The following is a 21,545-nucleotide window of genomic DNA, read 5'->3' as shown; positions in this document are numbered from 1 at the left end:
CCCAGCCATGACGAACGCATCGCAGGACACGGCCGGCCGCGGCGCGCCGGCCTCCCGGCCGGAGCCGGTCCCCGTACCGGTCACCGCCGTGACGTGCATGGAGGACCGCGCCCAGGTCGAGCGGCACGGGAGTGTCGAACTGGCCGCGGGGGCGCAGCGGCTGCTCGTCGGCCCGGTGACGCCGCTGGTCGTGGACCGCTCCCTGCGCGCGGAGGTCCCGGCCGGGGACGGTGGCGCGGACGGCGTCCGGGTCGTCGACGCCCGCGTGGTGCGCACGTACGCGCCCCCGCGCCCGGGGCGGCCCGGCGACGACGCCTCGGAGCTGCGCCGCAGGGTCCACGATCTGGAGGAGGAGCTGCGCGACGCCCGGTGGCTGCGGCAGCGGCTGGAGAGCCGTCTCGCGGTCGTCGCCCAGGCCAGGGCGGATCTGTACCGGGACGTCGCCGAGGGCGCCGGGGCCGGCTCGGCCGACCCGGAGCGCTGGGCGGACCGTCTGGAGCGGATCGACGAGGAGGACGGAACGCGCACCGGGGAACTGCACCTGCTGCGGCGCCGGCTGCTCCGCACGGAGGAGGAGCTGGAGGACGCGCGCCGGGCCCTGCGGCGCACCGAGGAGGAGCCTCAGGAGCTGACGGCGGCCGTCGAGGTGGTCGTCGAGGCCGATCGCGCCGGGCCCGCCGTGCTGCGCCTGACGCATCTGGTGCCCTGCGCCCTGTGGCGGCCCGCGTACCGGGCGACGCTGGCCGGGGACGAGCGGTCGGTGCGCCTGGAGACCGACGCGGTGGTGTGGCAGCGCACCGGCGAGGAGTGGAAGGGGGTGCGGCTGTCGCTGTCCACCGCCCGGCCCACCCTCGCCGCCGGCCCTCCGCCGCTGCACGAGGACGAACTGGTGCTGCGGGAGCGCTCGGCCGGGGAGCGGCGCACGGTCGAGGTGGATCTGCGCGAGGAGGAGGTGCCCACGGTCGGGCACGAGCCGGCCGCGGACGGGTCCGCCGGGGCGGACGCGGAGCTTCCCGGGCTGTCGGACGGCGGCGAGGTGCGGGTGATGACCGCCGCGTCGCCCGTCGACGTGGCCTGTGACGGGCGCCCCCACCGGGTGCGCCTGTCGGCGTTCACCGCGCCGTGCCGCACCGAGCTGGCGTGCGCCCCCGAACTGTCGCCGCTGGTGGCCCGGGTGGCCCGGACGGTCAACGGGGCCGGGCACGTCCTGCTGGCCGGGCCGGTGGACCTGGTGCGCGGCGGCGGTTTCACCGGGCGCGGTGAACTGCCGTTCGCCGGGCAGGGCGAGGAGATCTCGCTGTCCTTCGGCAGCGAGGACACCTACCGGGTGGTGCGCCACGTCGAGGAGAGGCGCGGCACCGCGGGCCTGTCCGGCGTCAACCACCGCACGGTGATCACGCGTACGGTGCGGTTGTTCGTCTCCCGGCTGGACTCCTCCCCGCAGGGGGAGGTGGCTGTCGTGGTGGTCCGCGAGCGCGTCCCGGTCTCGGAGGTCTCCGCCGTCGAGGTGCGGCTGCGGAGGGCGGCGTGCCTGCCGGAGCCCGACGAGGACATCGACGCGGAGGGCATGGTGCGCTACACGCTCCGTCTGGCTCCCGGCGAGAGGCGCGAGATCTTGCTGGAGTACGAACTCACGGCCGCGGACGGCGTGGTGGGGCTCTGAAGGGTCTCCGGCTCCCCATAGCGCATTCTCCGTCCGGTGTTCAAGGGCCTTCCGGACGGCTCGCTACGCTCGCCGCATGGACTTCTCCGCAGCCCTGGAGCTACTGAGGGACGGCCGCCGTGTGGCGCGCCGGAGCTGGATCCAGCCGGGCAAGTACGTCTACCTGGAGCCGGAGTCGGTCTGTGTCTGCCCCGACGGGCGGAGCCGGCCGCTCGCCGCCCATCTGCGGTTCGTCACCGCCGACGGCACCGTGCAGGCCGGGGTGCAGCCGTCGCACGCCGGACTGCTGGCCGACGACTGGTACGACGTCGACGCGCCGGAGGAGGCCGGCGGCGGGGGCTGAGCGGCTCCGCCGCCGGTGGCGGGGCGGCCGTCAGATCTCGCCGCGCACCATGGCCAGCAGCCGGCCGTAGACGGCGGGGTCCACCCGTACGCCGTCGTGCGCGTGGGCGTTGGTGATCCAGGGGCGCAGGCCGCGCACGGCGGCGGCGGTGCGCAGGGAGTGCTCCCGGTCGACGTACATGTCGTCGTGGTAGACGGCCGCCGCGACCGGCACCCGGTTGGCGGCCAGGCGGTCGGCGTCGTACAGCGGGGGCCAGTCGGTGCGCCCGGCGAGCAGGTGGGCGGCCTCCCGCAGCGGCTCCAGTGCCGGGTCCTCCTCGAAGTGCCAGGGGTAGACCATCTCCCCGGTGAAGCGCAGCGGCCCGCCCCGGGAGGCGTCGAAGGCGGGGAACTCCTCGCGGATCCGATGCGCGGACCAGGCGGTGGGCCGGCCGCCCTGGGCGTAGATGGCCTCGTGCAGGACGGCGTACAGGGGGTGCTGGGCGTAGGAGACGGCCGCCTCGGCGCGGCGCAGGAAGGTGTCGGACAGCTCCGGTCCGCGCGCGCCCGGCACGAACGCGGTCTCCAGCAGGTAGTGCAGGGAGTCGAAGGAGGAGACACCGCCGAAGGCGGCGCCCAGGGTCTGGAAGCGGCGCACGGTCAGTCGTTCGCCGGTGGGCAGCCGTACGTCCTGGCTCTCCAGGTGCCCGGCCACGGCGTCGGCCAGGCGCTGGTCGGCGGGGTAGCGGTCGAAGTAGCGCTCGTTGTGGTCCGTCACGCGGGCGTAGGCGGCGCGGTATACGTCGTCGGCGTGCGCGGTCAGGGAGGGCAGGCCGCCGGTGATCATCACCTTCTCCAGTCCCTCGGGCGCCAGGGACAGGTAGGTCAGGGCGCAGAAGCCGCCGAAGCTCTGGCCGAGCACCGTCCAGGGGCGGTCCTGCTCGCCGTCGGCGGCGAGATGGCGGCGCAGCAGCTCGGCGTCGCGGACGATGGAGTCGGCGCGGAAGTGCGCCAGGTGGGCGGCGGTGGCGGCGGCACCGGGGAGGGCCGCGAGGGTGCGGCGGTCGGCCGGGGTGCTGCGGCCGGTGCCGCGCTGGTCCATCAGGACGACGCGGTGGTCGCGCAGCGCCTCGCGCAGCCAGGCGCCCGGGGCGTCGGGGCGTTCGGCCCGGTGGCCGGGACCGCCCTGGAGCCACAGCAGCCGGGGCAGGTCCTCCCCCTCCCGCCCGGCGGCGGTCACCTCGCGGGCGAACAGGGTGATCTCCGGGCCGTCCGGGCGGGCGTGGTCCAGCGGTACCCGGAGGTCGTGGTCGGCGCAGACGAGCCCGTTGTGGCGGTAGACGGCCGTGTCCATGATGCTGGGGCTCCTCGTGCCGGGGTCGGGGGTGTGCCGAGGCGCCGGAGGGCGCCGGGTGGCTCCATCCGCACCGTACGCGGCCCGCGCCGCCCCGGGCGGACGGGCCCCCCTCCGAACGGGTTGCGGCCGGGCGGCCCGAGGCGGTGTTGACGCCCCCGCCGGGGCGTTCCTACTGTGCGGGGCGCGGCCCGCGCACCGCGTACCCCGCGTGCGCCGCGTGTTCCGCCCTCCCGAACCGCCTGTCACCACGCACGACTTCAGCTTCTCCACGCCCGGTCCGCGCACAGCACCAGCCGAACGAGAGGAACGCCGTGACGTCTTCGCCGAGAGGCGGCGGACACCGCGCCCGCAGGAGCGTGTGGCCGGCCCCGCTACTGATACTGCTCGTCTCCCTGCTGCTTCCCCTGCTCTCGGCTCCCCCGGCCGCCGCCTCCGGCACCGGTGGGACCGAGTCGCGCGAGCGGGGGCCGGCGCACGGCCGCAGCGCGATCTGGAGCGCGAGCCTCCAGGGGGTGCACGGCACCTCCCCCGATCTGACCGTGCGCAACATCGCCCGCGCCTCGGTGTCGGCCACCTGGCTGCGGGTGCGGATCGGCAACCCGTACGGCGACCGCCCGGCGACCTTCCGCTCCGCCACGATCGGGCTGCAGCGCCGGGTCGGGGAGGCCGACCTCGTCCCCCGCTCCCTGCGCCCCCTCACCTTCGGCGGGCGCGCCCGGGTGACCCTGGCCCCGGGCGAGCGCGTCTACAGCGATCCGGTGCCGCTGCGGGTGTCCGCCCAGCAGAACCTGGCGGTCAGCCTGTACGCGCCCGGCGCACCGGTCAACGACCACACCTTCCCCCCGCCCACCCCGAACCCTCCCGGCAGCTTCCTGTCGCTGCCCGGCGACCACACCCGTGACACCGGCGACGCCTCCTATCCGGAGCAGGACCGGGGGCTGTCCGCCGAACCGGGCTACCACCCGGGCCAGTTGTGGTGGGTGGACGTCGTCGACGGCCGCACGCCCGCGGCGGGCGCCATCGTCGCCCTGGGCAACTCCAACACCTCCGGCCACAACGCCACCGGGGGCGGCGACCGGTGGACGGACCTGCTGGCACGCCGGATCAACGCCCTGCCCCCGCACCGGCAGCTGGCCGTCGCCAACGCCGGGATCTCGGGCAACACCGTCAGCCGCCAGCCCAACCCGTACGACCCCACGGGCCAGTGCTGCGGCCCGCCCGCGCCCGACCGGCTGGAGCAGGACGTACTGGCCCTGGCGGGCGCGCGGTACATGGTCCTGTTCGAGGGCACCAACGACCTGGGCGGAGGCGAGTTCGCCCCGCCGGCACCGGCGGAACAGGTCATCGACGCCATGCGGGAGATCACCGAACGCGCCCGCGCCCGCGGGCTGAAGGTCGTCGGCGCCACCCTGATGCCCATGTGCAACGCCGCCGACGGCGCCAAGGAGGCCAACCGCCTGGCGGTGAACGACTTCGTGCGCACCGGCGGGCTGTTCGACGGCGTCATCGACTTCGACGCCGCCGTCCGGGACCCGGCCGACCCGACCAGGATCCGCGCGGAGTACGAGGCGGACTGCTACCACCCCAACGCGGCCGGCCACGCGGCGATGGCGGAGGCGATCGACCTCGGCGTCTTCGGTCTCGGCCGGTGGGAGGCGGGCGCCGCCCGCCCGGACCGGGCCGCCTGAGCGGCTCCGCCCGGGCGAACGGGCCGGCCCCCTCAGGTCCGCAGGTAGGAGGCCCCGTTGAGGTCCAGCACCGCGCCCGCGCTCCACCCGGCCTGCGGGGACGCCAGCCACAGCACCGCCGCGGCCACCTCCTCGGGCGTGGCGACCCGCCCGTACGGGCTCTGCGCGCGGATGGCCTCCCCCTCGGGGCCGGTCAGCCGGTGGGTGACGCGTTCGGTGTCGATGAAGCCCGGCGCCACCGAGGTGACCGCGATGCCGTGCGGGGCGAGGGCGACGGCGAGGGACTGGCCCAGCGCGTGGACGGCGGCCTTGGTGGCGCCGTAGGCGGGGTGGTCGGGTTCGCCGCGGAACGCCCCGCGCGAGCCGATGTTGACGATCCGGCCGCCGGCGCCCCGGGCGATCATGTGGCGGGCGGCGGCGTGGCTGAGGTTGGCGGTGCCGAGCAGGTTGACGTCCACGTGCCGCCGCCAGGCCGCGCACCAGTCGCCGTAGTCCGTGGTCGCGGGCGGGTGGGGGGTGTTGACGGCGGCGTTGTTCACCAGGACGTCGAGGCCGCCCAGCGCCTCGGCCGCCGCGTCCGCGAGGTCCGCGGTCTGCCGTGGGTCCGCCAGGTCCGCGCCGAGCAGGACGTGCCCGTCGCCGGCCAGGCGGGCCACGGTGGCCTCGGCGTCCCGCCGGCGGCTGCCGTAATGGACGGCCACCCGGTCCCCGTTCGCGGCGAACGCCTCCGCCACCGCCCGTCCCAGCCCCCGCGACGCGCCGCTGATCAGGACGCGCCGTCCGCTGCCGGGGAACCCCGGGGACACGGCCTCGTCGGCGGCGGGCGTCTCGGAACGGTCGGGGTGCTGCACGGCGGGGCTCCTCGGTGGGTGGCGGGGCGCGGTCGTCGGGGTCGTCGGGCGTCCACACCCTAATCCGGGTGCGCGGGCGGGGCGCGGGGACGAGACTGGGCGGCGTGGAACGCGTCGTGGAGGGCTCCGGGGAGGAGCCCGAGAACCTCGGGGAGGACTCCGGGGAGGAACCGCTGCCGGGCGGGAACGTCAGCGCGGGCGTCGTCCGGGTGGGCGGCACCGTACGCCGCCCCGCGGGCCCGTGGACCCCCGCCGTGCACGCCCTGCTCGCCCATCTGCACGCGGCGGGGTTCCGGGGCGCCCCCCGGCCGCTGGGCGTCGACGACCGCGGGCGGGAGGTGCTGACGTACCTGCCGGGCCGCACCGTGTGGCCGGACCGCTTCTCCCTGCTGGACCCGGTCCACCGACTGGAGCGGGTGGCGCGCCTGATCCGGGAGTTCCACGACGCCGTGGCGGGCTTCGTCCCGCCGCCCGGCGCCCGCTGGCGGAGGCTCGTTCCCGCCGAGGGGCACGAGATCGTCGCCCACCACGACCTGGCTCCGTGGAACCTGGTGTTCGACGGCGGCGGGGGGTGGGCGTTCATCGACTGGGACGGCGCCGCGCCCGGCTCCCGCCTGGAGGACCTGGCCTACGCCGCCCACGGCTTCGTCCCGCTGTCGGCGAACCCCGCCTTCCGGCGCGCGGACGCCGGGGCGCGGCTGCGGGCCTTCGCCGACGCCTACGGGCTGGACGAGGACGAACGCCGGCGTCTGGTGCCCCTGCTGGGCCGCCGTACCCGCGCCATGCACGACTTCCTGCGGGACCGGGCCGCGCTCGGCGACCAGCCGTGGACGAGGCTGTGGGAGGAGGGCCACGGCGACGTCTGGCGGCGTGACGCCGAGTACACCGAGCGGCGCGAGCGGCTGTGGCTGGATGCCCTGCTCGGCGGCTGAACCGGCCGCGCGTAATCCGGTTGCCCGCGCGGGCGCGGTCCCGGATGCTGCGGTGGTGATCGATACCGGACTGGACGGACAGGTCGTACTCGTCACGGGCGCGGGCGCGGGCATCGGAGCGGCGATCGCCCGCGCGTTCGCCGCCCAGGGGGCGCGGGTGGCCGTGCACCATCTGCCCGCGCAGGACGCCCCGCCTCCCGGAGCGCGCTGGGAGCACACCACTCCGCCGGCGGAGGCGGTCCGGGAACTGGTCGCCGAACTGGGCGGGGCGGCCGCGGTCGCCGCCGACCTGGCCGCACCGGACGCGGCGGGACACCTGTTCGACCAGGTGGAGGAGCGCCTGGGTCCGGTCGGCGTCCTGGTGAACAACGCCGCGCACTGCGAGAGTCCGGACACCCTCGACGCGCTCACCGCCGAATCGCTGGCGCGCCACCACCGCGTCAACTCCATCGCGCCGGCGCTGCTCACCGCCGAGCTCGCGCGCCGCGCCCGGGGCCGGGGCGGGACCGCGCCGTGCGTGGTGAACGTCTCCACGGACGCCGCGCGCGCCTTCGCGGGCCAGATCGGCTACGGCACGTCCAAGGCGGCGCTGGAGGCGTTCACCCGGGCCGCCGCGCTGGATCTGGCCGCGTCGGGCATCAGGGTCAACGCCGTGGCCCCCGGTCCGGTGCAGACCGGCTGGATCGGAGCGGACCGGATCGACGAGGTCCGCGCGATCGTGCCCCTGGGACGGGTGGGCGAGCCGGAGGACGTCGCCGACGCCGTGGTGTTCCTGGCCTCCCGCCAGGCCCGCTGGATCACCGGGCAGATCCTCCAGGTCGCCGGCGGCCACGCCCTGTGACACCCGCGGGCCGGGCCGCCGGGATCCCCGTCACGGCGCTGGAGCGGGAGCGGCCCGCGGCGGGACACCGCCCGCCACGGGCGGCTGCGCGACACGCCCGGCCGTCCGCTCCCCGCAGGGGGCCGTCCCGGCCGCCGTGACCTGGCGGTCCCGCACCGAAAGAGCCCGGGAGGCCGCAGGAGCGGAGCGGCCGTCTCCGCGGCCTCCCCCGTCCGCCCGCCCTTTCCCCACCGCTACGTATGGATCACCCACGGTCAGGGAAACCGTGGGAAGCGCGCCGAGGCGCACCCCCTCGGCCCGGCGCCGAAGGGAGTGGTGATGGCGACTGACGAAACCCTGGAGACGACGGCCGGCACGGGCACGGTCACGACGTCCGTGCCGGCCCGGCTCGACCGTCTTCCGTGGTCGCGCTGGCACTGGATGATCGTGATCGGGCTCGGCACGGTGTGGATCCTCGACGGCCTGGAGGTCACGGTCGTCGGCAACATCGCCGGGCGGCTGGCGGAGGAGGGCAGCGGACTGCCCATCACCTCCGCCCAGGTCACCGGCACCGCCGCGGCCCTGTACGTGGCCGGCGCCTGTTCGGGGGCACTGTTCTTCGGCTGGCTGACCGACCGCTACGGCCGCAAGAAGCTGTTCATCATCACGCTGGCCGTCTACCTGGGCGCCACCGCGCTGACCGCCCTGTCCTTCTCCAGCTGGTGGTTCTTCGCCTGCCGCTTCCTGACGGGCTTCGGCATCGGCGGCGAGTACGCGGCCATCAACTCCGCGATCGACGAGCTGATCCCCTCCAAGTACCGGGGCCGCATCGACCTGATCATCAACGGCAGCTTCTGGCTGGGCGCGGTGGGCGGCTCGCTGCTGTCCATCGTGATGCTGGACACCGACGTCTTCGCCCTCGACGTCGGCTGGCGGCTGACCTTCGCCCTCGGTGTCGTCTTCGGCCTGGCCATCCTGCTGGTGCGCCGTCATGTGCCCGAGAGCCCGCGGTGGCAGTTCATCCACGGCCAGGGCGGCAAGGCCGAGAAGCTGGTGAGCGAGGTCGAGGAGGGGATCCGCGCCGAGAAGGGCACCGAACTGCCGCCGCCCGCCGGCGAGATCACCATCCACACGCGCCGCAGCATCGGCTTCGGGACGATCGCCCGCACGGTCTTCTCCCGGTACCGCAAGCGCGCGGTGCTGGGGCTGGCGCTCTTCATCGGCCAGGCGTTCCTCTACAACGCCATCACCTTCGGCTTCGGCGCGATCCTCACCACGTTCTTCGACGTGGGCACCGGCTCGACCGGCTACTACTTCGCCGTCATCGCCGTCGGCAACTTCTTCGGCCCGCTGCTGCTGGGCAGGTTCTTCGACACCGTCGGCCGCCGCGTGATGATCTCCGGCACGTACATCCTCTCCGGTCTGCTGCTCTTCGTGACCGCCTGGCTCTTCGGCGGCGGGCATCTGAGCGCCACCACGCTGACGGCCTGCTGGTGCGTGGTGCTGTTCTTCGCCTCGGCCGGGGCCAGTTCGGCCTATCTGACGGTCAGCGAGGTCTTCCCGATGGAGACGCGGGCGATGGCGATCGCCTTCTTCTACGCCATCGGCACGGCCGCGGGCGGCATCAGCGGCCCGCTGATCTTCGCCAGGCTCACCGAGTCCGGCGTCGTCGCGGACACCGTGCTCGCCTTCCAGATCGGCGCGGGCCTGATGACCCTGGCCGGGCTGGTGGCCGTCCTCCTGGCGGTGCCGGCCGAGCGGCGCGCGCTGGAGGACATCGCCGTACCGCTGTCGGCCCAGGTGACGACCGCGCCGGGCGAGCGGGAGTGACCCCGGCCCCGAAGAGGGGGCGCCCCGGCGGTGTGCCGGGGCGCCCCCTTTTTCCACTTCTTCCGGTCGAGGGAGGGCGCGTCAGGAGCCGGCCGGGTGCGGCGCCAGTGCGCGGATGCGCGCGTCCAGCTCGCCGGCGTAGAAGTCCAGGAACCCGTCCGGGTCCGGGCCGGCGTTCATCAGCACCAGCCGGTCGAAACCCGCGTCGACGTACTGCTGCGCCATCTCGGTGAACCTGGCCGGGTCCGGGCCGCAGGCGAAGTTCCCGAGGATGTCCTCCTCGCGGACGGTGGTGGTGGCGGCCTCGAAGTTGACCGGGTTGGGCAGCTCGCTCATCACCTTCCAGCCGGTCACGGCCCACCGCGTGGTCTCCAGGACGGCACGGGCCGCGGTGTGCTCGTCGGGTGCCCAGGCCACGGGCACCTCGGCGTAGGCGGGTCCGGAGCCGCCGGCGTCGTGGTAGTGGCGCAGGATCTCCGGCTTGGCCTCGGTCGCGAACAGCCCGTCGCCGAGTTCGGCGGCGATCCGCGCCGACGGGCGGCCGCTGGCGGCCACCGCGATCAACGGGAGTTCCTCGGGGAGGTCGAAGACCCGCGCGTCCTCCAGGCTCAGGTGCTTGCCCTCGTAGGACCGGTATCCACCGCTCCACAGCAGCCGGATGATCTCCAGCGCCTCGCGGAGCATCTCGTGGCGCGCGGCGACCGCGGGGAAGCCCCGGCCGACGACGTGCTCGTTGAGCCGCTCGCCGGAACCGACGCCGAGGACGAACCGGCCCTCGGAGAGCAGGGCGAGCGTCGCGGCGGCCTGGGCGATGATCGCCGGGTGGTACCGCACGGTCGGGCAGGTCACCCCGGTGGCCAGTCCGATGCGCTCGGTCTTCGCCGCGATGGTGCCCAGGACCGTCCAGGCGAACGGCGAGTGGCCCTGGTTGTCCAGCCACGGGTGGTAGTGGTCGCTGATCTCGACGAAGTCGAAACCGGCCTGCTCCGCGCGTACCGCCTGCCGGACGAGTTCGGCGGGGCCGAACGCCTCCGCCGCCAGTTTGTAGCCGATCTGCATCTGTCCCTCTGTCCCTCGTTCCGTGTCGCCGCACGTCATGCCGTTCGGTTGCCGCTCGCGCCGGGTTCCCGCGACATGCGGTGCGAAACGGTGCGGTGGGCCATGTGGACGAGGGAGGGCGGGAGAGAGGGCGGCCGGGGCGCGGGGGCGCTGGGTACGGCCCCCGCGGATCGGCGGCTCAGAGGTCGAACTCGTGCGGGGGCAGGTCCAGTGCCTGGCAGACCTCGCGGATCACGGCCCGTTCGGCGAGGTCGAAGCGGCCGTCGGCACCTGCGATGACGATGCCGATCTGGACGACGGCTCGGGCCTCCACCGGTTTCCTCCTGACCTTGGCGATCTCCTGGAGGGCTTCGGTCCTGCCGCGCTCGCGGTCGGCGGCGATCGCGTCCAGACGGTCCTCGAAGAGGCTCCGCAGTTCGCCGGCGGGGAAGTTCCTCAGCACCTCGTTGTTGGCGATCAGGTAGGCGACACGGCGCCGCTCGGCCGGTTCGACCGTGCCGTCGGCCGCGGCGACGAGCGCGCACACCGCCATGCTCGCGTCGCGGAACGCGCCGCCCCTGAGTTCGTTCCTCCTCTCCTCCAGCTGGGCCTGCATCGTCTGTGCGGATTCCTTGAGGCGGTTCCACAGGGCCATGGGCACACTCCGTACGTCGCTGAGAGGTCCGGGCCGCGCGCCGTCCGGACCGTCCGCCCGGCGGGGGCGGCGCGGAGTCAACGGCCGTCCGCGCGCCGTTCGACTCCGGGGAAGGATAGGAGTGCTGCGCCCGCGTCGGCGACATCGCCCCTGGCCGGGCGGGTGGCGCGCCGATCGGGTGATGCGGCGTCACGGCGCCCGCGGGGAGGCGCAGACGGGGCCGGAGGCTCCTCACCCGGCTCGGGGGCCGGGCACGGGGAGACGGATCGCCTTTCCCGCCGTCGGCCGGGTGTGAGCGGCGGATCGCCGGGCATGCGCACGGTACGGCCGCGCCCGCGATGCCCCCTCCCCCTCGTCGCGGCGCGGCCTCGCGCTGTCCGGGCCCTGTCCAGACGCTGCCCGGGCACTGTCCGGGCCGGAGCGCACATCCGACTACGGGTCTCTCGATCCCTCCGGAAGCCCGCCGAAAATTTTGGCCTGAGCTGCATCGGATGCGGATGACTACCTTCCCGCCGACCTCCAAAGCCCTTGCGAGTAAAGGGATGTGACCAGCAATCCCATCCGGAAGTTTTCCGGAAGGAAGCATTGACGGCGACTTGCAGCCCGCGCATACTCCACATCGATCGCCGCCGATCGCCATGGACCTGCCACCGGCCTCGCGCCGGGCGGCGGACCCAGGAGCCGCGAATGGCACACCCACCGGCCCGACGGCCTACCGCCCTGCCCCGGCAGGACGGTAGGCGGGCCACGGACGAAGGGACCGCAATGGTCGACACCCCCCACGCCTCGCCCGAACCCGGAACGCCAGGCAGACGCGGACGCTCCTCGCTGCGCAACGCCCTGGTCGTGGGCGCCACCCTGGCGCTGGCCGCCGCGGGCACCCTCACCGCTCTGACCGGCACCGCCTCCGCGGCCTCCACCCTGGGCGCGGCGGCGGCGGAGAAGGGCCGCTACTTCGGCACCGCGATCGCCGCCAACCGGATGGGCGAGTCGGACTACATGAGCGTCCTGAACCGGGAGTTCAACTCGCTCACCGCCGAGAACGAGATGAAGTGGGACGCCCTGGAGCCCTCCCGCAACTCGTTCAACTTCGCGACCGCCGACCGGATCGCCAACCACGCCCGCAGCCAGGGCATGAAGCTGCGCGGCCACACCCTGGTGTGGCACTCCCAGCTTCCGAGCTGGGTGACGAACCTGTCCGCGAACGACCTCCGCTCGGCGATGAACAACCACATCAACCGGGTGATGGGCCAGTACAAGGGTCAGGTCCACTCCTGGGACGTGGTCAACGAGGCGTTCGAGGACGGCTCCAGCGGCGCGCGCCGCAACTCCGTCTTCCAGCAGCGCCTGGGCAACGGCTACATCGAGGAGGCCTTCCGCACCGCCCGGGCCGCCGACCCGAACGCCAAGCTCTGCTACAACGACTACAACACCGACAACTGGAGCCACGCCAAGACCCAGGCCGTGTACAACATGGTCAAGGACTTCAAGTCCCGCGGCGTGCCCATCGACTGCGTCGGCTTCCAGGCCCACTTCAACAGCGGCAACCCGGTGCCCGGCAACTACCACACCACCCTGCAGAACTTCGCCGACCTCGGCGTCGACGTCCAGATCACCGAGCTCGACATCGCCGGCTCCGGCTCCTCCCAGGCCGAGCAGTACCGCGGCATCACCCAGGCCTGCCTGGCCGTCTCCCGCTGCACCGGCATCACCGTCTGGGGCGTGACCGACAAGTACTCCTGGCGCTCCTCCGACACCCCGCTGCTCTTCGACGGCAACTACAACAAGAAGCCCGCGTACACCGCCGTCCTGGAGGCCCTCGGCGGCTCCGGCTCCGGCGGCACCACCGGGGGCACCACGGGCGGAACCACCGGGGGCACGAACGGCGGGACCACCGGCGGCGGCGGCACGGCCTCCTGCACCGTCACCTACGAGCAGACCGACCGCTGGGGCGACCGCTTCAACGGCAGGGTGACCGTCCGGGCCGGCAGCGCCCCGATCAGCAGCTGGTCCACGACCGTGACCGTCACCTCGCCCCAGAAGATCTCCGCCACCTGGAACGGCACCCCGAGCTGGGACTCCAGCGGCAACGTCATGACCATGCGGCCCAGCGGGAACGGCACCCTGTCCGCCGGCTCCTCCACCAGCTTCGGCTTCACGGTGATGGCCAACGGCAACTGGAGCGCTCCCCGCATCGGTTCCTGCACCGCCTCCTGATCCCGGGCACGGCGGCTCCCCGCGCACACCCCCCCCACACACACAACCGGTGGTGCGGCGGCCCTCGGGCCGCCGCACCACCGGCGCGTCCGCCCCCGTTCCGAGAACACCCTTCCCAGGGCGCGGCGGCCGGCCGGGCGGCTGACGGCACGGGCACGATCCGCCGCCCGCCCGGATTCACCGGGCGGGCGGCGATGAGTTCCGGCGGCCCGCCCGGTCCACCCATCGGAAAGCGTCCGGCATACGCACGCCAGGAGGGCACGCCATGCAGAAGCAGAAGATCGCGACCTGTCTGTGGTTCGACGGCCGCGCCGAGGAGGCCGCCCGTTACTACACATCCCTCTTCCCCGACTCCCGGATCACGGACGTCCAGTACTACGGCGAGGTTGGGCCGGGCGAGCCGGGATCGGTCATGACGGTCACCTTCGAACTCGCCGGCCGGGAGTTCATCGGGCTCAACGGCGGCCCGGAGTTCACCTTCAGCGAGGCGATCTCGCTCTCGGTGGACTGCGCCGACCAGGCGGAGGTGGACGAGCTGTGGGCCAGGCTCACCGACGGCGGCGAGGAGGGCCCGTGCGGCTGGCTCAAGGACCGCTACGGTCTGTCGTGGCAGATCGTTCCGCGGGAGCTGCCCGAGCTGCTGAGCCACCCCGACCCGGCGGTGTCCCAGCCGGTCATGAAGGCCATGCTCGGCATGAAGAAGATCGAAGTCCAGGCGCTGCGGGAGGCCGCCGGGAAGTGAACGCCCGCCGCCCCCGCCGGTGGCCGGCCCCTGCGGCGGCGCCCGCCGTCGCCGTGAGGGCGGGGGACGGGGCCCGGGCACCGGCGCGGGCGGGTCAGAGTCCGGCGGTGGTCCAGGCGCGGCGGAGCTGCTCGAAGCGGGTGGGCAGCGGGGGTCTCCGGCCGGCGTGGGCGGCGTTGGTCCGGTACACGAAACGGCGCCAGGAGAGCACCAGGCCCTGCCGGGTGATGGGCAGCCCGGCGGCGACCGTCACCCCGTTGTCGTGCGTGTGGTGCACCGTCAGCAGCAGCGCCTCGGGCACCGACCCCTCAAGCTCGGCGCACAGGTCGGCGCGGACGTCCATCCAGCGGCGCAGCACCAGGACCGTGCCCGCGTCCAGGCCGTGCCGCCGCGGGACGCGGTGCTTGCCGTGCTCGACGTCCACCCACCCCGCCCCCAGGTCCAGGGACCGCACCGTGCACCGCAGCAGATCGCCGTAGCGCGCGCCGGCGGCCCGGGCCAGCCCGGTCACCACGGCCAGCCGTACCGTCTCCGGTTTCGCGCCCTCCTCCATGGCCTGCGAGGCCAGGGTCCGCCACACCCACTCGGCCTCCTCCAGCGACACCGGGGGCCTGGGGTAGCGGGCCTCCGCCGCTCCGTCCGGCCCCTTCGCCTCTTCCGCCTGCCCGGCCGTCATGGTCTCCGTCCCGTTCGCACCCGCTCGGATCCTTCCGGGTTATCGTACGCTTGGCACATTATTTCTTGTCGGCGATGGTGCCCCGCTCCGGCGGGACGGTCGCGCCCCGCCGGTCACTCGGTGTGGATGCGGCGCCCGGTGACGCGTTCGGCGCGGACGACGACCCACAGGTCGCGTCCCTCTCCCCCGGCCCAGGGCTCGCCGATCTCCTGTCCGGCCAGGTGCCGGGCCTCCTCCTCGCCGGCGGCCCGGGCGCGGCCGACGACCAGGACGCTCCAGCCGCGCCGGAAGACGTCGTCCACGTAGTCGACCTCGAACGCCACCTCGTGCCCCACGGCCGCCGAGGGCGCGGAGCCGGGTTTGGTGCGGAAGACGATCGCCCCGTCGGCGACCTGGTAGTTGACCGGGATGATGGCGGGGCCTTCCGCGGTGGTGACCGCGACGCGCCCCACGCCGTGCGTGGAGAGCCTGGCCCAGCACTCCTCCTCGTCGAGTTCGAGGTACCGGGGGCGGCCCGAGGCCCGCCCCCGCCCGGGCGGGGCGTTGGTGCCGCCGCCGCGCAGCCACTCCACGGAGGTCTCCAGAGCGGCGGCCAGCCTGAGCAGTCCCGGCCCGCTCGGGGCCGAGGGGTGCTCCTCCAGGTACTCCAGGTACCCCGGCGCCATACCGGCCCGTACGGCGGCCTCCTCCCGGGTGAGGCCCAGCCGCTCGCGCTGGAGGGCCACCCGCCGGCCGATGTCACCGGGGTCCGGCAGTCCGTGGTGCTCCTTGTCGGACACGGCCACCGCCTCCTTCCTCGAACCCTCCGCCCGGCGCGGGCTCTGCCGTGGCGATCGGGTACCCGTGCACGGATACCCGATCGCGCCCTCCTCCATGAGGGCCGAAGGGGCACACCCGCGGCCGGGAGGGGCTAACGGCGGGGCGCCGGGGCGCGTGCCGGATCAGGCCTCGGCGGTCGGCACCAGTACCGCCCGGCCGTCGATCCGGCCGTCGCGCAGCCGCTGGTAGACCTCGCCCGCCTCGCCGAGCGGGTGGACCTCCACGTGCGGGCGGATCCGTCCGGCGCGGGCGAGGGCGACGACCTCGGCCAGCTCCGGCCGGGTGCCCCAGTACGGGATCGACACCGCGGCCTCGAAGGGCACGGCTCCGAAGGTGACGGGCAGGGTGCCGCCGGCCAGTCCGACGACGGTGATGTCGGCCTCCACGGCGGCGCACGCGGCGGCGGTGGCCATCGTGGCGTCGGCGCCGACGCAGTCCAGCACCAGGGCGGCGCCGAGGCCGCCGGTCAGGGTACGGATCCGGTCCGCGTCCCCCTCTCCGGCGGGCACGCAGTGGTCGGCGCCCGCCCCGGCGGCCAGGTCCAGCTTGTCCGAGGCGACGTCGACGGCGATGACGTCGGCCGGACTGAGCGCCTTGAGCAGCTGGACGGCCATGTGCCCCAGCCCGCCGACGCCGATCACCACCGCCGCCGTTCCCGGCACCAGCTTGTGCAGGGAGCGCTTGACGGCGTGGTAGGGCGTCAGCGCGGCGTCGGTCAGCGGGGCGGCGGTGCGCGGGTCCAGGTCGCCCAGCGGCACGAGCAGCCGGGCCGAGGGGACGAGCATGTACTCGGCCATGCCGCCGTCCAGACCCAGTCCTCCGCCGGCGGCCCGCAGCTCGGCGGCCCGGTGGCAGTAGTTCTCCGCGCCCCGGGCGCAGGCGGGGCACACCCCGCAGCCCCAGGGGCCGTAGACCAGCACCGCGTCGCCCTCGCGCAGTCCGGTGTTCCGCGTGCCCGGCCCCAGGGTGTGCACCCAGCCGGAGGTCTCGTGGCCCAGGGTGAAGGGCAGGTCGTAGGGCAGCGCACCGGCGGGCCAGTCCATGACGTGCAGGTCGGAGTGGCACACGCCCGCGCCCGCCACCTTCAGCAGGATCTCTCCCGGGCCGGGTTCCGGTACCGGGACCCGGGTCACCTCCGGGGGCTTCTGCCAGCCGGTGAGCCGCACCGCGGTCATCTCGGACATCCGCTTCCTCCCATCCGTACACGGCCTCGAAGCCGTCCCGCCCCGCGGTACCCGCGGAGTACCGGTGCGACACCACCGGCCGCGGGGCGGGAGGGAACGTACGGGAAGGGGGAGGCGGGGGCGCGTCAGCCGGCCAGGGCGGCCAGGGTGGCGTCCAGGTCGGCGGGCCGGGGGCGGTTGTGGGGCAGTTGGGCCAGTACACGGGCCATGCCGCAGGTATCGGTGAGCGCGGAGAAGACCAGGCCGCCGGCGATGCCCGCGGAGAGCAGGCGCGCGGCCGGCCTGCGGCGGCCGGCGATCAGGCCCAGCAGGACCAGGGAGCCGGCGGCGAGCCGGACCTGCCGCTCCATGGCCCAGGCGGTACGGGCACCGGCGGGCCGGTGCAGGTCGTGGCCGCGCTCGGTCCAGGCGGCGGTGCCGCCCTCGAGGGTGGCGGCGGTGATGCCGTGCTCGGCCAGGACGGCGCAGGCGGTCGCAGAGCGGGCGCCGGATGCGCACACCACCAGCAGGTCGCCGCGGGCGGAGGCGGTCCGCAGGGCGGGCAGCGCCTGCTGGAGGCGGTCCAGGGGGATGTTGTGGGCGCCGGGCAGGTGGCCGGACGCGTACTCACCGGGGGTGCGCACATCGACGACAGTCAGCTCGTGTATGCGGGAGCTGCTCTGCTCGACGGTGAGTGCGGGGGCGGGGGACATGTGTGAGATGTTTCCTTCCGGCACGGGGGAGGACGACCCAGCAGGTAGGGTACCCGGTGGGGTATGAAAGGGGAGGTTCCGTGGAACTGGCGATGGCGGCCGAGGAACTGAAGACGGTGGTCAACCGGCTGCGCCGGGCGCAGGGCCAGATCGCCGGAGTGATCAAGATGATCGAGGAGGGGCGGGACTGCGAGGAGGTCGTCACACAGCTCGCGGCTGCCTCCCGGGCACTGGACAAGGCCGGTTTCGCGGTCATCGCCACCGGCCTGCAGCGCTGCCTGACCGAGAACCCCGACGGCGACCCCGCGGCCGCCCTCGACCGCGAGCAGATGCGGGCCCGGCTGGAGAAGCTCTTCCTCTCCCTGGCCTGACCCCCGGCTGCCAGGGCCAGCCAGGACCGGGGTGTCACGCGACGGCGCCGGGGCGGCCGGGCAGTGCCGCGCCCTCGGCCAGGCGGGACGGCGGCAGGTGGACGGCGTCCTCACGCACGTCCAGCAGGACGGCTTCGGCCTTGGCCGGGTCGACGCGGCCGGGGCCGCGGCGGAGCAGGGACACGGTGCTCTCATCCGGTGGACGGTGCGGGTGGTACGGGCGGTACGGGCGGCCCGGCCGGCGGACGGGAGGGCGTGAGAGCCCTCAGGGACGTACGACGGTCAGCCCGGCCCGCTCGGCCGCGTCGAAGGAATCGTCCACGGCGACCACCTCGCGGCCGGCCGCGTCCAGCATCGAGGCGGCGATCGCCGCGCGCATCCCGCCGGCGCAGTGGACCCAGACGGTTCCGTCGGGCACCTCGGCCAGGCGGCCGTGGAGCTGGTGGATGGGGATGTGGACCGAACCCCCGACGTGGCTGTTCGCCCGCTCGGAGTCGCGGCGCACGTCGAGCACCACCACCTCCTCGCCGCGTTCTCGGGCACCGGCCAGGTCGGCGAAGGCCGCCCGGGGGAAGGAGCGCGGTTCCTCGCCGTCGCCGAGCCAGTCGGCGGGGCCGCCGGTGGCGGCCGCGGCGGGGCGGTCGATGCCGACCCGGACCAGCTCCCGCTGGGCTTCGGCCAGTTGCCCGGAGCTCTCGGCCAGCAGCGTGACCGGCTTGCCCCAGGGGATCAGCCAGGCCAGGTAGGTGGCCAGCTTGCCGTCGACCTCGAAGTTGAACGCCCCGGCCACATGGCCCTCGGCGAACGCCACCCGGCTGCGCAGGTCCACCACCCACTCCCCCGCGGCCAGCCGGGCGGCTATCTCCTCCGCGTCCGCGCGCCGGGGAGGGGTGAGGTCGACCGGCCGCGGTCCGGCGGAGTTCACCGGCCCCATGTGGGCGTAGTACGCGGGGATGTCGTCCAGACCGGCGAGCAGGTCGGCGACGAACTCGTCGACGTCCTTGACCAGCGCCTCGTTGGCCGCGCGCTCCTTGCCGATGGTGGTGGACTCGCCCTCGGCCTGGGTGGAGGAGCAGAAGCTGCCGAAGCCGTGGGTCGGCATCACGGGCACGTCGTCCTCCAGCTCGTCGGCCAGCCGGCGGGCGGAGGCGTGCTGGGCGCGGGCCAGTTCGCGCGTCATGCGGGGCTCGACCAGGTCCGGCCGCCCGACGGCGCCGATCAGCAGCGAGCCCCCGGTGAAGGCGGCGACCGCGCGCCCGTCCTCCTCCAGCACGTAGGAGGTGTGGTGCGGTGTGTGGCCGGGGGTGGCCAGCGCGCGCAGCACCAGCCCCTCCTCGATCCCGGCGGTGTCGCCGTCGGCCACCGGCGTCCGGGGGTACGACACCCGGGCACCGGCGGGCACCAGGTACTCCGCGCCCGTCACCCGGGCCAGCTCCAGGCCGCCGGTGACGTAGTCGTTGTGCACATGGGTCTCGACGACGAACGCGATCCGCACCTCCCGCCGGGCCGCCAGCGCGAGCATCCGGTCGACGTCGCGCGGCGGGTCCACCACGACGGCCGCCGACCGGCCTCCGGCCAGGTAGCCGCGGTTGCCCAGTCCCGGGACCTCCACGGTGTCGACGAAGAACACGGTGTTGCTCCTTCCGGATCGCTCCACCCCAGGGGGTGTGATCACCACCGTAGCACAATATACCCAGGGGGGTATTTTTGAAGACAGGGCGTCGCGTAGCCCCTCGCCCCGGCGAGTACCCGCCGGGGCGAGCGGAAACGGAAGCGGCGCACCGGCCCGCGGCACCATCGAACACAGGAGGGTCACGACGCGAGCCACGACCGCACCGTCCGGGTGGGCACCGACTTCGGCACCACCGTGACCGCCGTCCGCGACGCGCCGGCCGAGCAGGGATTCGGCGTCCTCACCGAGACCGACGTCACCGCCACCCTGAAGGAGAAGCTCGACCAGGACGTCGAGGACCACCTGATCCTGGGCGCCTGCAACCCGCGACTGGCCCACCGGGCGCTGGAGAACGACCGCGGCATCGGCCTGCTGCTCCCGTGCAACGTGGTCGTGCGCCGCGACGGCGACCAGACGGTCGTCCAGGCGCTCGACCCGAGCACCATGGTCACCCTCACCGGACTGCCCGCCATGGAGCCCGTCGCCTCAGAGGCCACCCGGCGCCTGGACGCGGCCCTGACCGCCCTCGCCTCCCGGGACTGAAGCACACCTGCCGGTCCGAGCCCCCGCCCGGAGCCGTGGCGGCTCCGGCGGGGGCCCTCTCACCGGCCCCGTCCCGCGGGCAGCACGCACACCACCCGGTCAAAGGCGAGCGGTTCCCCGGCCGGCGCGAGGGCACCGCTGACCGGGTCCCGGCGCAGGAGCGCGACCGTGCCGGAGTCCTGGTTGGCCGTGTACAGCAGGCGCTGGGCCGCCCCGAGGGCCCCGGAGAATCCCGGGGCCGCGGCCCCGAAGGCGATGTGCCGGGGCGACCTCCCGCCGCAGGGGTGGTGGGAGACCGGACGCGGGCGGATCCCGCCGGACCCGCCCGCGGCGAGGACGGCGACGAGGTCGTGGCCCCGGTTGGAGGCGTACACGAACCGGCCGTCCGCCGAGACCAGCACCTCGGCGGCGGTGGTGCCCGCCGGATCCGCGCCCCGGGGCAGGATCGGCACGGTGGCGACGGGCGTGAGGGTGCCGCGGGCGGGATCGTACGCGCAGGAGGTGAGCGTGGAGTCCAGCTCGCCCAGCACGTACACGGTGCGCCCGCAGGGGTGGAAGGCCAGGTGACGCGGGCCGGAACCGGGCGCCATCCGCGCCTCGGCGCCGTCCGTCAGCAGACCGCGCCGGGTGTCGAAGCGGTGGACGCGGACGGTGTCGGTGCCCAGGTCGGCGGTGAGCAGCCGCTCCCCGGCGGGATCGGGCAGCACCATGTGGGCGTGCGGCCCGTCCTGCCGCTCCGGGTCGGGGCCGGAGCCGGTGTAGCGCACCACCTGCACCAGCTCCCCCGGCGCGCCGTCGGGCCGCAGCTCGACGACGCCGACCGTACCGGAGGTGTAGTCGGCGGTGAACAGATGGCGTCCGCCGGGGTGGAGGGCGAGGTGGCAGGGGTGGGCGCCGCCGCTGGGCGACTGCCCCAGAAAGCCCCGCACGGTGCCGTCCGGGGCGAGCGAGTAGGCCGACACCCGGCCCTCCTCCACCTCGTTGACGGCGTACAGCACACGGCCCGTCGCCGACAGCGCGAGGAAGGAGGGGTCCTCGGCGGGGACCACCGATTCCAGCCGCAGGGCGCCGGTGTCCGGATCCGCGCTCGCCACCCCGATGCCGTGGCCGGGGGCGCCGCCGGTGTAGGCACCCAGGTAGACCCGTAACCGCCGCCCCTCCCTCCCCCTCGGCCGCGCGGCGGCCTCCGGTGCGTACGCCAGGCCCGCGGCGGCCGCGCCCGCCAGGGCCAGGGCCGTGCGCCGTGTCGGGCGGTGCTGTCCGTTCATCGGTTCCTCCGGGATGGGATCGATTCCACAGGGCGTCCGTCAAGGATCACCGCCCCTCCCCTCCCGGGGAAGGGAGCGTCCGCCGGCCGGGTGGCGGGGCGCAGGCGGCGGCCCGCACCCGCGGCCGGAGCCGGCCGCGGGGGATCACCGAGCCGTTCGGCCTGCTGATGGGCGAACCGGCGCACTTCATCATGCAGGTGCGGCGG

General features: G+C 74.7%; 21 protein-coding genes. 10 read left to right on the top strand and 11 right to left on the bottom strand.

What is annotated here, in order from left to right; translation table 11 throughout:
* Window positions 1–7 precede the first annotated feature (7 nt).
* Both QPK52_RS24510 and QPK52_RS24505 read left to right on the top strand, forming a co-directional pair.
* The gene (locus QPK52_RS24510) at window positions 8–1,663 is read left to right on the top strand and encodes a DUF4139 domain-containing protein (RefSeq protein ID WP_410539627.1); all 1,656 of its coding nucleotides are present in this window, start codon (window positions 8–10) and stop codon (window positions 1,661–1,663) included.
* Window positions 1,664–1,739: 76 nt separating this feature from the next.
* Window positions 1,740–2,006, top strand: a complete 267-nt coding sequence (locus QPK52_RS24505) for an MW1434 family type I TA system toxin (RefSeq protein WP_410539626.1) — start codon at window positions 1,740–1,742, stop codon at window positions 2,004–2,006.
* A 30-nt stretch (window positions 2,007–2,036) separates the two neighbouring features.
* On the opposite strand, the gene QPK52_RS24500 is transcribed toward QPK52_RS24505, so the two are convergent.
* A complete protein-coding gene (locus QPK52_RS24500) occupies window positions 2,037–3,338 on the bottom strand; it encodes an alpha/beta fold hydrolase (RefSeq protein WP_410539625.1) in 1,302 nt (433 codons plus the stop codon).
* 314 nt (window positions 3,339–3,652) lie between these two features.
* On the opposite strand from QPK52_RS24500, the gene QPK52_RS24495 reads away from it, so the two are divergent.
* Window positions 3,653–5,029: a GDSL-type esterase/lipase family protein gene (locus QPK52_RS24495; RefSeq protein ID WP_410539624.1), complete on the top strand. Its 1,377-nt coding sequence runs from the start codon at window positions 3,653–3,655 to the stop codon at window positions 5,027–5,029.
* Between the two features lie 32 nt (window positions 5,030–5,061).
* On the opposite strand, the gene QPK52_RS24490 is transcribed toward QPK52_RS24495, so the two are convergent.
* A complete protein-coding gene (locus tag QPK52_RS24490; protein WP_410539623.1) occupies window positions 5,062–5,880 on the bottom strand; it encodes an SDR family NAD(P)-dependent oxidoreductase in 819 nt (272 codons plus the stop codon).
* 173 nt (window positions 5,881–6,053) lie between these two features.
* On the opposite strand from QPK52_RS24490, the gene QPK52_RS24485 reads away from it, so the two are divergent.
* From QPK52_RS24485 to QPK52_RS24475, 3 genes are all read left to right on the top strand, one after another.
* Window positions 6,054–6,812 carry a phosphotransferase enzyme family protein gene (locus QPK52_RS24485; protein ID WP_410540464.1) on the top strand — a complete coding sequence of 253 codons (759 nt, stop codon included), beginning with the start codon at window positions 6,054–6,056 and terminating at the stop codon, window positions 6,810–6,812.
* A 55-nt stretch (window positions 6,813–6,867) separates the two neighbouring features.
* Entirely contained in the window at window positions 6,868–7,653 is a 786-nt protein-coding gene (locus tag QPK52_RS24480) for an SDR family NAD(P)-dependent oxidoreductase (protein ID WP_410539622.1), read from the top strand.
* Window positions 7,654–7,971: 318 nt separating this feature from the next.
* A complete protein-coding gene (locus QPK52_RS24475; RefSeq protein WP_410539621.1) occupies window positions 7,972–9,462 on the top strand; it encodes an MFS transporter in 1,491 nt (496 codons plus the stop codon).
* Window positions 9,463–9,543: 81 nt separating this feature from the next.
* On the opposite strand, the gene QPK52_RS24470 is transcribed toward QPK52_RS24475, so the two are convergent.
* On the bottom strand, window positions 9,544–10,521 hold the full coding sequence (locus QPK52_RS24470; protein ID WP_410539620.1) for a TIGR03557 family F420-dependent LLM class oxidoreductase: 978 nt from the start codon (window positions 10,519–10,521) through the stop codon (window positions 9,544–9,546).
* A 178-nt stretch (window positions 10,522–10,699) separates the two neighbouring features.
* A complete protein-coding gene (locus tag QPK52_RS24465; protein WP_410539619.1) occupies window positions 10,700–11,155 on the bottom strand; it encodes a tellurite resistance TerB family protein in 456 nt (151 codons plus the stop codon).
* A 765-nt stretch (window positions 11,156–11,920) separates the two neighbouring features.
* On the opposite strand from QPK52_RS24465, the gene QPK52_RS24460 reads away from it, so the two are divergent.
* Complete coding sequence (locus tag QPK52_RS24460; protein ID WP_410539618.1) at window positions 11,921–13,372, top strand: endo-1,4-beta-xylanase; 1,452 nt, start codon at window positions 11,921–11,923, stop codon at window positions 13,370–13,372.
* A 265-nt stretch (window positions 13,373–13,637) separates the two neighbouring features.
* On the top strand, window positions 13,638–14,114 hold the full coding sequence (locus QPK52_RS24455; protein ID WP_410539617.1) for a VOC family protein: 477 nt from the start codon (window positions 13,638–13,640) through the stop codon (window positions 14,112–14,114).
* Window positions 14,115–14,208: 94 nt separating this feature from the next.
* On the opposite strand, the gene QPK52_RS24450 is transcribed toward QPK52_RS24455, so the two are convergent.
* The 4 genes from QPK52_RS24450 to QPK52_RS24435 form a co-directional block, all read right to left on the bottom strand.
* On the bottom strand, window positions 14,209–14,790 hold the full coding sequence (locus QPK52_RS24450) for a tyrosine-type recombinase/integrase (protein ID WP_410539616.1): 582 nt from the start codon (window positions 14,788–14,790) through the stop codon (window positions 14,209–14,211).
* Between the two features lie 113 nt (window positions 14,791–14,903).
* Window positions 14,904–15,569 (bottom strand): helix-turn-helix domain-containing protein, encoded by a 666-nt coding sequence (locus QPK52_RS24445; RefSeq protein ID WP_410539615.1) that lies wholly within the window; start codon window positions 15,567–15,569, stop codon window positions 14,904–14,906.
* A 162-nt stretch (window positions 15,570–15,731) separates the two neighbouring features.
* The gene (locus QPK52_RS24440; RefSeq protein ID WP_410540463.1) at window positions 15,732–16,784 is read right to left on the bottom strand and encodes an NAD(P)-dependent alcohol dehydrogenase; all 1,053 of its coding nucleotides are present in this window, start codon (window positions 16,782–16,784) and stop codon (window positions 15,732–15,734) included.
* 134 nt (window positions 16,785–16,918) lie between these two features.
* Window positions 16,919–17,485 carry a rhodanese-like domain-containing protein gene (locus QPK52_RS24435; protein ID WP_410539614.1) on the bottom strand — a complete coding sequence of 189 codons (567 nt, stop codon included), beginning with the start codon at window positions 17,483–17,485 and terminating at the stop codon, window positions 16,919–16,921.
* Window positions 17,486–17,565: 80 nt separating this feature from the next.
* Between QPK52_RS24435 and QPK52_RS24430 the strand changes: the two genes are divergently transcribed.
* Window positions 17,566–17,856, top strand: coding sequence for a metal-sensitive transcriptional regulator (locus QPK52_RS24430; protein ID WP_093659630.1), 291 nt, complete (start codon window positions 17,566–17,568; stop codon window positions 17,854–17,856).
* A 34-nt stretch (window positions 17,857–17,890) separates the two neighbouring features.
* On the opposite strand, the gene QPK52_RS24425 is transcribed toward QPK52_RS24430, so the two are convergent.
* Entirely contained in the window at window positions 17,891–18,040 is a 150-nt protein-coding gene (locus QPK52_RS24425) for a hypothetical protein (RefSeq protein ID WP_410539613.1), read from the bottom strand.
* Window positions 18,041–18,121: 81 nt separating this feature from the next.
* Window positions 18,122–19,486, bottom strand: a complete 1,365-nt coding sequence (locus tag QPK52_RS24420; protein WP_410539612.1) for an MBL fold metallo-hydrolase — start codon at window positions 19,484–19,486, stop codon at window positions 18,122–18,124.
* A gap of 213 nt (window positions 19,487–19,699) precedes the next feature.
* Here QPK52_RS24420 and QPK52_RS24415 point away from each other — a divergent pair, with 213 nt between their 5' ends.
* Window positions 19,700–20,071 (top strand): DUF302 domain-containing protein, encoded by a 372-nt coding sequence (locus tag QPK52_RS24415; protein WP_410539611.1) that lies wholly within the window; start codon window positions 19,700–19,702, stop codon window positions 20,069–20,071.
* A 59-nt stretch (window positions 20,072–20,130) separates the two neighbouring features.
* Here the strand turns inward: QPK52_RS24415 and QPK52_RS24410 are convergent, their stop codons facing one another.
* The gene (locus tag QPK52_RS24410; protein ID WP_410539610.1) at window positions 20,131–21,339 is read right to left on the bottom strand and encodes a lactonase family protein; all 1,209 of its coding nucleotides are present in this window, start codon (window positions 21,337–21,339) and stop codon (window positions 20,131–20,133) included.
* Window positions 21,340–21,545 lie beyond the last annotated feature (206 nt).

The organism is Streptomyces sp. KL2 (assembly GCF_046529545.1).
GTDB classification, from domain to species: domain Bacteria; phylum Actinomycetota; class Actinomycetes; order Streptomycetales; family Streptomycetaceae; genus Streptomyces; species Streptomyces radiopugnans.
Note: the sequence above shows the minus strand (reverse complement) of the source record. Positions and strands in the feature narration are given on the sequence as shown.